The sequence below is a fragment of the Porticoccus sp. Uisw_050_02 genome (assembly GCF_047729555.1).
In the GTDB taxonomy this organism is placed as follows: Bacteria; Pseudomonadota; Gammaproteobacteria; order Pseudomonadales; family Porticoccaceae; genus Porticoccus.
Map to the genome: position 1 here is coordinate 535,262 of NZ_CP159825.1, position 12,900 is coordinate 548,161.

9 protein-coding genes and 4 tRNA genes are annotated in these 12,900 nt (G+C 41.4%); 12 read left to right on the forward strand and 1 reads right to left on the reverse strand.

The annotated features are described in order from the left end of the window. Positions 1-11: 11 nt before the first annotated feature. Both ABXT41_RS02570 and cysS read left to right on the forward strand, forming a co-directional pair. Positions 12-1,682 (forward strand): glutamine--tRNA ligase/YqeY domain fusion protein, encoded by a 1,671-nt coding sequence (locus ABXT41_RS02570; RefSeq protein WP_415391270.1) that lies wholly within the window; start codon positions 12-14, stop codon positions 1,680-1,682. A 56-nt stretch (positions 1,683-1,738) separates the two neighbouring features. Beyond that, complete coding sequence (gene cysS / locus ABXT41_RS02575; RefSeq protein ID WP_415391271.1) at positions 1,739-3,148, forward strand: cysteine--tRNA ligase; 1,410 nt, start codon at positions 1,739-1,741, stop codon at positions 3,146-3,148. Between the two features lie 43 nt (positions 3,149-3,191). Here the strand turns inward: cysS and folD are convergent, their stop codons facing one another. Next, positions 3,192-4,043, reverse strand: coding sequence for a bifunctional methylenetetrahydrofolate dehydrogenase/methenyltetrahydrofolate cyclohydrolase FolD (gene folD, locus ABXT41_RS02580; RefSeq protein WP_415391272.1), 852 nt, complete (start codon positions 4,041-4,043; stop codon positions 3,192-3,194). A gap of 163 nt (positions 4,044-4,206) precedes the next feature. Between folD and ABXT41_RS02585 the strand changes: the two genes are divergently transcribed. From ABXT41_RS02585 to clpX, 10 genes are all read left to right on the forward strand, one after another. Continuing rightward, positions 4,207-4,283, forward strand: a tRNA-Pro gene (locus ABXT41_RS02585). Between the two features lie 21 nt (positions 4,284-4,304). Then, a tRNA-Arg gene (locus tag ABXT41_RS02590) sits at positions 4,305-4,381 on the forward strand. Positions 4,382-4,406: 25 nt separating this feature from the next. Next, positions 4,407-4,482 (forward strand) — tRNA-His (locus tag ABXT41_RS02595). 236 nt (positions 4,483-4,718) lie between these two features. Further along, entirely contained in the window at positions 4,719-5,618 is a 900-nt protein-coding gene (locus tag ABXT41_RS02600; RefSeq protein ID WP_415391273.1) for an aspartyl/asparaginyl beta-hydroxylase domain-containing protein, read from the forward strand. 27 nt (positions 5,619-5,645) lie between these two features. After that, complete coding sequence (fadB, locus tag ABXT41_RS02605; RefSeq protein WP_415391274.1) at positions 5,646-7,826, forward strand: fatty acid oxidation complex subunit alpha FadB; 2,181 nt, start codon at positions 5,646-5,648, stop codon at positions 7,824-7,826. Between the two features lie 58 nt (positions 7,827-7,884). Next, complete coding sequence (gene fadA, locus ABXT41_RS02610) at positions 7,885-9,063, forward strand: acetyl-CoA C-acyltransferase FadA (protein ID WP_415391275.1); 1,179 nt, start codon at positions 7,885-7,887, stop codon at positions 9,061-9,063. Between the two features lie 186 nt (positions 9,064-9,249). Beyond that, positions 9,250-9,334: transfer RNA gene (locus ABXT41_RS02615), tRNA-Leu, on the forward strand. A 38-nt stretch (positions 9,335-9,372) separates the two neighbouring features. After that, positions 9,373-10,707: a trigger factor gene (gene tig, locus ABXT41_RS02620; protein WP_415391276.1), complete on the forward strand. Its 1,335-nt coding sequence runs from the start codon at positions 9,373-9,375 to the stop codon at positions 10,705-10,707. Positions 10,708-10,755: 48 nt separating this feature from the next. After that, complete coding sequence (gene clpP, locus ABXT41_RS02625; RefSeq protein WP_415391277.1) at positions 10,756-11,394, forward strand: ATP-dependent Clp endopeptidase proteolytic subunit ClpP; 639 nt, start codon at positions 10,756-10,758, stop codon at positions 11,392-11,394. An 84-nt stretch (positions 11,395-11,478) separates the two neighbouring features. After that, positions 11,479-12,768, forward strand: a complete 1,290-nt coding sequence (clpX, locus tag ABXT41_RS02630) for an ATP-dependent Clp protease ATP-binding subunit ClpX (protein WP_415391278.1) — start codon at positions 11,479-11,481, stop codon at positions 12,766-12,768. Positions 12,769-12,900 lie beyond the last annotated feature (132 nt).

Sequence of the window (12,900 nt, forward strand, 5' to 3'; positions counted from 1 at the left end):
GGGCCGTCAGTATGGCAGACGATAATAAACCACTCAATTTTATTCAGCAGGCAATAAGTGGCGACCTAGGAACGGGCGCTATCACTAAGATTGTCACCAGGTTTCCCCCAGAGCCTAATGGGTATCTTCATATTGGTCACGCCAAGTCTATTTGTTTGAATTTTGGTCTAGCGCAACAGTTTGGTGGCAATTGCCATCTTCGGTTTGATGATACAAATCCAGAGAAAGAAAGCGAAGAATACGTTCAAGCTATTATTAAGGATGTTCAATGGCTCGGATTTCAATGGCATGGAGAGGTTCGTTATGCTTCTGATTACTTCGATCAATTTTATGCTTGGGCTCAACATCTAGTTTGTGAAAAGAAAGCCTATGTTTGTCAATTAAGCAGCGAAGAAATGCGAAAAAATCGAGGTACTCTGACTGCCCCGGGAACAAATAGCCCATTTCGAGAAAGTTCCGTTGAAGAAAGTTTAGAGCTTCTTGAAAAAATGAAAGATGGGGATGTTGCAGAAGGATCCATGACATTGAGGGCAAAGATTGATATGGCCTCACCAAATATCAGTCTCCGTGATCCGGTCATGTATCGGATTAAGAAAATGCCGCACCATCGCGCAGGTGATAAATGGAATATTTATCCAGCATATGATTTTGCGCATTGCCTGGAAGATGCCATTGAAGGTATTAGTCATTCAGTATGTACATTAGAGTTTACATCTAATAGGCCTCTTTATGATTGGTTTATTAATAGCCTCCCTGTGCCTTCTAAGCCGCGTCAATTTGAATTTGGAAGATTGAATCTTAATTACAGTGTGACCAGCAAAAGAAAACTTAAGCAGCTAGTAGATGGGAACTATGTGGATGGCTGGGACGATCCTCGTTTACCAACAATTTCAGGGTTGCGTCGTCGTGGCGTACCAGCAGTGGCCGTTCGTAATTTTTGCGATAGTCTTGCAGTAGCAAAAACTGACGGGTTAGTAGATCTCTCTCAGTTTGAATTTTTTATTCGTGATGAGTTAAATAAGAATGCTCCTCGTGCCATGGCAGTTCTGCATCCTTTAAAAGTAGTCATTACTAATCTCCCCGAGGGGCATTTAGAGCAACTACCGGCCCCTTGTCACCATGAGTTGCAGTTAGGCGATCGCAATCTTCCTTTTACCCGAGAAATTTACATTGATGCAAATGACTTTAAGGAAGAATACAGCAAAAAACTTAATAAAAAACTTTCTCCCGGTAGGCGCGTTAGATTGCGTCATTGCTATGTAATTGAGGCCGACGACTACTTAAAAAATGAGACAGGAGATGTTATTCAAGTCAATGCGACTTTGGTCTCTGAGACGCTAGGAAAAGATCCTATTGATGGTATTAAACCTAAAGGGGTGGTTCACTGGGTGTCCGCTACAAATTGTGTTGATTGCGATGTTTACCTATATGATCGTTTGTTTAGCGATCCCTTGCCTGATTCAGGTGATAAGGATTTTCTTGAGATGATCGAGAAAGAATCACTGAAGATACTGACTAACTGCAAGGCGGAACGCAGTTTAGCCGATGTTGAGATAGGTGTACCCTATCAGTTTGAGAGGGAAGGCTACTTCTGTAAAGATAGTCATAGCGGAGATTCGAAAAAAATTGTATTTAACCAGACCATCGCGCTTCGATCTAGTTGGACGGATATTTTGTCTTAACATTAGAGTATTTCACAAAATTATTTTCTTTTTTTAGGCATTAAATTGATCAAATTATGACGCTACATATATACAACACCTTGACTCGCCAGAAAGAAGTTTTCAGACCGATAATTCAGGGCAATATCAATATGTATGTCTGCGGGGTAACCGTTTATGACTTGTGTCATATTGGACATGCAAGGGTACTGGTAGCATTTGATGTAATTGCTAGGTATTTACGGTCACAGGGCTGGAATCTCAATTATGTTCGGAATATCACGGATATTGACGATAAGATTTTAAATAGGGCAGATGAAAATGCTGAGCTCTACTCAGTTCTGACTGAGCGTATGATAGACGCTATGCATGAAGATGAAAGATTATTGGGAATTTTGCCCCCAGACATGGAGCCAAGGGCTACCGCGTATATTGATGAAATTATTGCTATGGTTGGGGTGTTGATTGATAAAAATCATGCCTATGCTGCAGAAAACGGCGATGTTTATTATCGGGTAAGCAGTTTTTCTGACTACGGTAAATTAAGTAAGCGCAACCCTGAAGACTTGCTGATAGATGCACGCATTGATATGAATTTAAGCAAGGAAGATCAGCGTGATTTTGCTTTATGGAAAAGCGCAAAGACTGAAGAGGTTAGCTGGAATTCTCCTTGGGGCTCAGGAAGACCTGGATGGCACATTGAGTGCTCTGCTATGTCAACTTGTTGCCTTGGAGCTACTTTTGATATTCATGGGGGAGGGCCAGATTTGCCGTTTCCTCATCATGAGAATGAAATAGCTCAAAGTGAAGCTGCAACTGGAGAAAAATACGTAAACTATTGGATGCATGCTGGTGCTGTAAGGGTTGATGATGAAAAAATGTCCAAATCGCTTGGAAACTTTTTTACTATTAAGGAGGTGCTGAAAAAATATCACCCAGAAATAATTCGTTATTTTCTGCTTTCTAGCCATTATCGTAGCCCTATAAATTATTCTGAAAAGAGCCTAATCGAAGCGAAAACAGGATTAGAAAGATTCTATATGACTCTTAGACAGTTTCCTGATGTCCAGTCCTTGCCGCTCAACGACCTCAAAAACCGAAAATATTATAAGTGCTTTATCTTAGCTATGAATGATGACTTTAATACACGGGAGGCTTTGGCTGTCATGTACGACATGATTCGTCAGATTAATACTCTCGCTGTAACAGATAAAGCTGAGGCGTGCTTACTAGTGGGCGAGCTGAAGACTCTTGGAGATATATTTGGAATTTTAGATTCTAATCCAGAAGTATTTATGCAAGGTGGAACTATTGTGGATGCGCTTGACAGTATTAGCTCTAGCGAGATAGAGGCCCTGATTTCGGAAAGAATAACGGCAAAGAAAAATCATGATTTTTTAGATGCTGACCGCATAAGAGAGAAGTTGCTTGCTCAAGGTATTGTGCTAGAAGACTCTCGTGAGGGCACCTCTTGGAGAAGAGGATAGGTAATCTTTTAGTAGCGCAAAATATACGTATCTTCCGTCAATCTTAAATTTTTACACTATTTTTTTCCGCGGCATCTACAGCTTGAAAAATAAGCGTGTTAATTGTCATTGGCCCCACCCCACCAGGTACTGGAGTTATTGCAGAGACACGATCATAAAGTGGAGTGAGCTCGATATCACCAATGCCGCCTGGGTGGTAGCCGGCATCGATAACTACTGCGCCATCTTTAATCCAGCTTGCCTTTATGAATTCAGGCCTCCCTACGGCACCGACAACAATATCAGCATTTTTAATAATATCAGGCAAATTTTTGGTGCGCGAATGACAGACGGTGATAGTGGCGTTTTGATTAAGCATCATCATTGCCATTGGTTTACCAAGAATAGGGCTACGACCAACGATAACAGCATGCTTTCCTTCAACAGGAATCTTGTAGGCGCTTAAAAGGCGCATTATACCTTGAGGGGTAGCTGACCCATAAGCCTCTTCGCCCATTGCCATGCGCCCGAAGCCGAGACAGGTGACTCCATCAACGTCTTTATTCAATGCAATGCTATCAAAGCAAACTCTTTCCTCAATTTGAGGAGGCACGGGATGCTGAAGAAGGATTCCTTGGCATAGAGAGTTAGCATTTAATTCTTTGATCTTAGTTAAGAGTTCTTCTGTAGTTGTAGTTTCAGGCAATTCTACCGCGATGGAATCCATGCCCACTCGTTTGCATGCATTTTGCTTCATGCGAACATACGTGGCAGAAGCAGGGTCGCTACCTACAAGAACAGTTGCAAGCATGGGCGTCCTACCATTACCTGCATCTTTGATGCGAGCAACCCTCTCATGTAGCTCTGCTTCAGTTTTTAAAGCGATAGCTTTCCCATCAAGTATTTGGGTTTTCATAAAATTAAAGACTCCTAAATCAAAAGAACGAACAGGTCTTGATAGGCAACCATCTTCTCATTTCAAGCGGTCTCTGTGAAGAGAATACCTATTGCTTTTAATTGACTAGATCGTCTGTCGTCAGTATCATGCCTACCTCTCGATTCGAGGGTAAAAGTGACGACGGGGATTAGCGCAGTCTGGTAGCGCGCCTGCTTTGGGAGCAGGATGTCGGGGGTTCGAATCCCTCATCCCCGACCATTATTTTGGATAAGTTGTTGAGCGCCCTTAGCTCAGCTGGATAGAGCAACGGCCTTCTAAGCCGTAGGTCGCAGGTTCGAATCCTGCAGGGCGCGCCATCCAGCACGAGCAATTCAAGCAGTGGTGGCTGTAGCTCAGTTGGTAGAGCCCCGGATTGTGATTCCGGTGGTCGCGGGTTCGAGCCCCGTCAGCCACCCCATTTGATTTAAAACTCCTTATATTTTCAACTAAATTTCTTTTTGCACCCTTTTTACATTAATATTGATGTTTACTCTTGTTGTTTTGGTTGTTAGACCATCGCTTAGCTGAGGGGTCAACAGGCGGATTTTTTCACGAAGAAAATGCTTTACTTTGATGATGGCAACGCAAGAGTATCAAATAAAACTATACGTCTTGATTCAAATTGAACCTTAGGTCATTTTTTTGGACTTTGATATGGGATTAACAGTACTTTTTATTTTTATTATTTGTGCATTTTATGTGCAAAATAGAGGCGACGTTCAGCATAATAAGCTGATCCGTAAAATAAGTGATCATTCTAATATCTTTGGGCCGATAAATTGTTTGTTCTATGGTTTTTCTACGATAAAGAAATCCGTATATATTGATGTTGGCCATTTTCCTGAATTAAAAGTACTTAAAGATAACTGGAAAGTCATAAGAGACGAGGCTGTTAGGCTTAATGATGATACTCAGATAAAGTCTTCAAAAGAAAAAGATGACTTAGGTTTTAATTCATTTTTCAAAACTGGATGGAAGCGCTTTTATTTAAAATGGTACGGCGCCTCTCTTTATTCAGCGAATAAGCTCTGTCCAAAGACTGTAGATTTGATTAATTCTATCCCAAGTATAAAAGGTGCGATGTTTGCTATGCTTCCTCCGGGGGCCAGATTGGTCAAGCATCGTGATCCTTATGCGGGCTCCTTTAGGTACCACCTAGGATTGATAACCCCAAATTCTGAAGACTGCTTCATTTTTGTAGATGGTAAGAAATATTATTGGAAAGACGGAGAGGCAGTCATGTTTGACGAAACCTTTATCCATTATGCTGAAAATAAAACAGATACCAATAGAATCGTATTATTCCTGGACGTCAAAAGACCAGTAAGTTTCTTTTTGGTTGACTGGATAAATGAACTTTTTTCTCGAATTTTTATGGCAGCCACAACCACTAAAAATATGGATGGCGATAAAATTGGAGGCATTAATCGTTTATTCCCTTACATCTTTAAGGTTAGATTGATTGGGAAAAAGATAAAAAAATTAAACAGAGGTCTATATTATATACTCCAGTATTCTATCTATATGTTAATCATTTATGGAATATTTTTTTAAATAGCTTTTTATTCCTAAGGGGTATTCATGTTGCAGAAGGATATTTTTCGAGGTGATTTTTTAAAACTACAGCAGCTTGATAGCGGCTTTCTAGAATTGAGCTTTGATGCAATAAATAGATCTGTGAATATTTTTAATCAAGCAGCGTTAGATGAACTTCTTGATGCGCTATTGGCCCTAAACGATCAGCCTGATGCAAAAGGACTTATTTTTACTAGCACCAAGAGTGTTTTTATTGCAGGGGCTGATATTACTGAGTTTAGCGCTGTATTTAAAGGTAATATGATAGATCTGAAAACCTTTCTTGATAAGGCGAACAATGCATTTAATAAAATTGAATCTTTACCATATCCGACGATCGCTTTAATTAATGGCTTCGCTCTAGGCGGTGGTTTTGAGTTATGCCTTGCTTGCGACTTTCGTGTGATGTCGAGCAGGGCTTCTGTAGGTTTGCCGGAAACAAAACTTGGAATTATTCCAGGCTGGGGCGGAACTGTCCGCTTGCCTCGATTAATAGGATTTGATAATGCCATAGAGTGGATTGCCTTAGGTAGCCACAAGAAACCAGCGCAAGCTTTAGAAGACGGCGCTGTAGATGCAATAGTTGAGCCTGAACTGTTGAGAGAAGAGGCTTTGAGAATGTTGACTGCTGCAGCAAACGGCTGCCTTGATTACAAAAAACGTCGCAAGCAAAAAAAAATGCCTTTGCAGCTTAATGATAATGAACTAGCCATGGCTATAAATACTTCTCGTGCTGTTATCCTTACCAAGGTTGGAGCCAGTTATCCTGCGCCAATCGTAGCCTTGGATGTCTTATCTAAGGCAGCAAAATTGAAGCGAGATGCCGCTTTAGAGGTAGAATTTCAGGCTTTTAGTAAATTATCTTTAACGGCAGAGTGCCGATCCTTGGTAGGCATATTCACCAGTGATCAATACGTTAATTCTGTAGCTAAAAAATATGCGAAAAAAGCCTCCAAATTAGTTGAGCACGTCACAGTCTTGGGTGCCGGTATTATGGGTGGAGGAATTGCTTATCAGAACGCTCTCAAGGGATTCCCTGTTTTAATGAAAGATATAGATAGTGACTCATTAGCACTGGGTATGAATGAGGCCAATAAATTACTGGCTAAAAGAGTTGATAGGGGTCAAATGTCTGCATTAAGTGCTGGTGGTGCTCTCTCTAGAATTATTCCGTCACTCGCTTACCAGGGTGCCGAAAATACCTCAATTGTTATTGAGGCTGTAGTTGAAAATGCCAAAATAAAATCTATTGTATTAACTGATATGGAAGAAAAAATTCCGGCTGAGGCAATATTGGTTTCCAATACTTCGACAATTTCTATTGATTATTTGGCTAGCCACCTGAGGCGCCCCGATCAGTTTTGTGGAATGCACTTTTTTAACCCAGTCCATGCTATGCCCTTAGTGGAGATTATCCGAGGAACAAGAACCTCTGAAGAAACGATTGGACTGGCGGTGGCTCATACGATTGCATTAGGAAAAAAGCCCATTGTGGTAAATGACTGCCCAGGATTTTTGGTTAATAGAGTGCTTTTTCCTGCTGTTTTTGGATTTGATATGATGCTGGTTGATGGTGCTGATTTTCAGCAAATAGACAAAGCTATAGAGTCCTGGGGTTGGCCTATGGGCCCAGCCTACCTAATTGATGTTGTTGGCCTTGACACAGCTGTACATTGTTTTCCGTCCATTTTGGACGGGTACCCAGACCGAATGAAAGAAATATATGATGTATCGCCAACTCGTTTGTTGTTTGAAAATGATCGTCTTGGTCAAAAAAATGGAAAAGGCTACTATTTGTATGAAAACGATGTCCGAGGGAAGCCTAGAAAAATAGCAGATAGTAAAACCTACGAGCTTCTAAAAACTTGTATTAATGGTTCTGATGTCAACTCCATTGAATTTAGTGATGACTCTATTTTGACTCGGTTTATGGTTCCTATGTGTGTTGAGATTGCTCTTTGCTTGGAGGAGGGTGTTGTAGGATCGCCATCAGAAGGAGATATGGCTGTGATCTACGGTCTTGGATTTCCAGCCTTTCGTGGTGGTTTATTTAGATGGATGGATGAGATCGGTCTTGATGTATTTTGTCAATTGGCGGATAGGTTTAAACATTTAGGGAAACTGTACGAGCCTACTTTAAGGATGCGCGAAATGGCTACAAAAGGAGAAAAATACTACGACAGATAGCTATTTATTTGTTATTAATTTTTTCGACGATATTCGGTCAAGCAGAGGACAATAAGTTGTGAATTTTAAGTCAAGAGATGTTGTGATAGTTGATGTTGCCCGGACCCCTATGGCTAGGTCAAAAGACGGTTCGTTTCGCAATCGTCGAGCTGATGAAATTGGCGCAGACCTTATAGAAAGTTTTCTTGAGCGCAATCCATCTGTTGCCCCTAATGAGATTGACGATGTTATATGGGGTTGTGTGATGCAAAAAAAAGAACAGGGCTTTAATGTTGCTAGAATGACAGCCCTCCGCACCCGGATTCCTCATGAAGTCCCAGCAATTACTGTTAATCGACTTTGTGGTTCCTCTATGTCAGCTTTACATATGGCTGCTGCAAACATTATGTCTGATTTGGGTGATATTTTTTTAGTGGGAGGGGTTGAACACCTTGGCCACCTGCCAATGACGTCTGGTGTAGATCCCAATCCAGCTTTATCTCTTGGTGTTGCAAAAGCTTCTGGCATGATGGGCGTAACAGCAGATTACCTAGCAAGAATTCATGATGTGAGTCGGCAACAGCAAGATGAATTTGGCGCGCGTTCTCATAGAATGGCATCCCAAGCTCGACATGAGGGCTTATTTAAAAACGAAATCATCCCTATAAAAGGCCATAATAATAATGGGGGCCTTTATCTCATGAGAGAGGATGAGACCATTAGGCCCGAGACAACGGTTGAGATTTTATCTGGATTGCGGCCAGCATTTGATCCAGTCAACGGAACTGTTACAGCCGGAACTTCTTCACAGATTACTGATGGTGCTGCAGTTATGCTTGTTATGTCGGGAGAAAGGGCTAAATCACTAGAACTCAAACCTGTAGCAAAGATAGTTTCATTGGCGATTGCGGGTGTTGATCCGTCTGTCATGGGTTATGCTCCAGTCCCTGCATCGCTGCTTGCGTTAAAAAAGGCTGGCCTCACGATTAGCGATATTGATTACATTGAATTAAACGAAGCGTTTGCCGCACAATCATTGCCTGTACTGAAGGATCTCGATTTGCTGGATGTTTTCGAGCAAAAGGTTAATATTAATGGCGGGGCTATTGCCCTAGGTCACCCGCTTGGTGCATCTGGAGCTCGAATTTCTGGAACGTTGCTAAATATTCTTCAACAAAAAGATGCTACGTTTGGCCTCGCGACAATGTGTGTTGGCATGGGGCAAGGAGTAGCTACAGTTTTTGAAAGACTAAGGTAGCTTAAAAATGTTTAATATCAGATCAGTATTGCCCCCCAACTTCTTCTATATATCGAAAATGACACCCTTTCTTTTCGGTTACTTTCATCTCTTTTTGTTGATTGGTCGATATCTCTGTGGCAAAATCCCCCCCTTTGTTTGTAGGGGATAATATCCCTTCTTGGGTTTTATAAATTTCGATATTTAGCGGACGTGGTGGAATTGGTAGACACGCTGGATTTAGGTTCCAGTGCCGCAAGGTGTGAGAGTTCGAGTCTCTCCGTCCGCACCATTTAATAGTTTTGAAACAATTTATATTTGAGGGGCATCATGCAGGTTTCCGTTGAAACAATTTCTAGTCTTGAGCGAAAAATGACCATTGTGGTTCCAGCTGAACGCATCGGAAATGAGGTAAAAGAGCGTCTTGAAAAAGCCGCTAAAACTGTTCGAATAGATGGTTTTCGGGCGGGTAGAGTGCCTTTAAATGTAGTAAATCAACATTATGGCCAAGGCATTCGCCAGGAGGTTGTTAGCGAAACTGTTAGAACTTGCTTTTATGATGCGGTGACTCAAGAAAATCTTACTCCAGCTAGTGCTCCAGCTATAGAACCAAAGATCGACAAGCCAGGTATGGATCTAGAATTTATTGCTACTTTTGAAGTTTTGCCAGATTTTGATTTGGCGGATTTGACAACGATAAAAATTGCCAAACCGTTGGCTGAGGTAAAAGATTCCGATGTTGATGTAATGATTAAAGGATTACGTAAACAGCATGCAACATGGTCAGAGGTGGATCGTGCTGCAGTTGCAGATGACGAGGCGACCATCGACTATGTAGGGCTCAAAAATGGCAAAGAATTTGATGGTGGTTCTGCTGAAAATTATCCTCTAGAGATAGGTGGTGGTACTGCAGTTGCTGGATTTGAAGAAGGCGTAATCGGGATGTCTGTGGGGGATGAAAAGACTATCCCTGTAACTTTCCCTGAAAACTATCAAGCCGAAGAACTTCGTGGCGCATCAGTAGAATTTAAAATTAAATTAAATGTATTAAAAGAACCGTTATTGCCAGAGATGAATGATGAGTTTTTTACTCTTTTTGGTCTGAAGGCTGGCGGTGAGCCAGTATTTCGTTCTGCGGTACTACAAAATATGCAACGTGACCTTAAGAATGCCCTCGAGGGAAAAGTCAAAAGTCGTGTGATGCATGAGTTGTTCACTCTGCATAGCGACATTGAAGTTCCTTTGACAAGAATTGCAACTGAGATTACTAGCCTAAAACAACAAATGGCGAAAAATCTTGGAGGTGATGGCGGTGAAAATACTTTTGACCCCTCACTGCTACCTGATGAAATGTTTGAAGAGCAAGCAAAGCGTAGAGCTATTGTTGGCTTAGTAGTGAATGAGATTGTGCAATCTAATAAAATGGATGTGGATGGAGCTGCAGTAAAAAGCCGAATTCAGGATATAGCAGCGTCTTACGATCAGCCAGAAGAGGTGATGAAATATCACTACAATAGCCCAGAGCTTCTTAAGAGTATTGAGGCGAATGTTTTGCAAGATCAAGTGGTTGATTTTGTTTTATCGCAGGCAAAAGTTTTAGATGAGCCGCAAGATTACCAGAAAGCAATAGCGCCTGACCCCGACCAGGTCGCAACTAAAAATTAATTATCGGTTACAATACGTTGAAATATAATTGATTTAAGCGAGATAGATATGAAATTTGATTCTTCTTTAACAGACTTAAATATAAAAAATGCAGGTGGTCTGGTGCCCATTGTTGTAGAGCAAACTGCTCGTGGTGAGCGCTCTTATGACATTTATTCGCGCTTACTGAAAGAAAGGGTTATATTTTTAGTTGGCCCTGTCGAAGATTATATGGCAAATCTTGTAGTTGCTCAGCTGCTGTTCCTTGAATCGGAGAATCCAGAAAAAGATATTCATTTGTACATAAATTCTCCCGGTGGCTCAGTTACTGCTGGAATGTCTATTTACGACACTATGCAGTTTATTAGCCCAGATGTCAGCACTATGTGTATTGGACAAGCCGCTAGTATGGGTGCTTTTTTGCTGGCAGCGGGTGCCCCAGGTAAACGATTTTGTCTTCCTAACTCCCGTAATATGATTCATCAGCCGAGTGGAGGCGCTCACGGGCAGGCTTCTGATATCCATATTCATGCCCAAGAAATATTAAAAATAAGAGATAGGCTTAATCAATGTCTTGCTGAGCATACAGGGCAAGCAATAGAAAAAATTGAGTTAGATACGGAACGTGATAATTTTATGAACGCTGAAGAATCGAAGGCCTATGGTTTGGTAGATCAGGTATTAGATAAGCGCCCAAAAAGCCTTTGATTCCATTAAAAAATTAGTACTTTATAAATGATATTGCTATAAATTTTTCTTGATCCTCATATTCTAACTAGGAGACAAGGGCCCATGAAAGACGAGACAACAAATAATGGTGGCGATGAAAATAAATTGCTTCATTGCTCTTTTTGCAATAAGAGCCAGCATGAAGTGCGTAAGCTGATAGCAGGCCCATTGGTTTTTATTTGCGATGAATGCGTTGAGCTCTGCAATGATATTATTTTGGAAGAAATTCAAGAGATTGAAGCTGGGCCGGATGGCCCTGCTAGCCTTCCAAAACCTATTGAAATCAAAGAAATACTGAATCAGTATGTCATTGGTCAAGACAAAGCAAAAAAAATATTAGCTGTCGCTGTTTATAATCATTATAAGCGCTTGCAGCGTAGCGGGTCTCCCTCAGCTTCTGATGTTGAGCTCGGCAAAAGTAATATATTGTTAGTGGGACCTACCGGAAGTGGAAAAACTCTTCTGGCTGAGACTCTAGCAAGATTGCTTGATGTCCCTTTTGCTATTGCTGATGCGACGACGTTAACTGAAGCTGGCTATGTTGGCGAAGACGTTGAAAATATTATTCAGAAGCTCCTACAAAAATGCGATTATGACATAGATAAGGCTCAACGAGGTATAGTATACCTGGATGAAATTGATAAAATTTCTCGCAAGTCGGATAATCCTTCTATTACTCGCGATGTCTCTGGAGAGGGTGTTCAGCAGGCCTTATTAAAGTTGATCGAAGGAACTGTTGCTTCAATCCCACCTCAGGGCGGAAGAAAACACCCCCAGCAGGAGTTTATTCAAGTTGATACGTCCAATATTCTGTTTATTTGTGGCGGGGCCTTCTCGGGCTTAGAAAAGGTGATCAGGGATCGATCTGATAATACTGGTATTGGTTTCAGTGCAACAGTTAAGGTTAAGGATGATAATAGAAATATAGGGCAGACGTTAGCTGACCTAGAGCCTGAAGATTTAGTGCGTTATGGTTTAATACCTGAGTTTGTTGGGAGGCTTCCTGTTATAGCTACTTTAGAGGAATTAGATCTAGATGCTCTAGTCAATATACTTACCGAACCAAAAAACTCTTTACTTAAGCAATATAGCGCAATGTTTGAAATGGAAGGTGTTGAGCTGGACATGCGTCGAGATGCTTCGGAAGAGATAGCCCAAAAAGCATTGGCTCGGAAAACAGGAGCGAGGGGTCTCCGCTCCATTATTGAGAGCATCCTACTGGATACTATGTATAGTATACCGACCGCAAAAAATGTCAGCAAAGTGGTTATTGATGCTTCAGTTGTTCGCGGGGAATCTGACCCTCTCTTGGTATATGAGGGATCTGACCCTAAGCTGGCAGCAGGGGAGTAGTTGTTGCCCTTTTTCCTAAAAAAGGACCCAGTGGGTCCTTTTTTATTGGTAAACTATATTTGTTACTCAGGCTTGCTTTTAGCTGACGCGCCCCAATACTCTTAACTGGTCTAATTTTTTAATTTCTCAAGA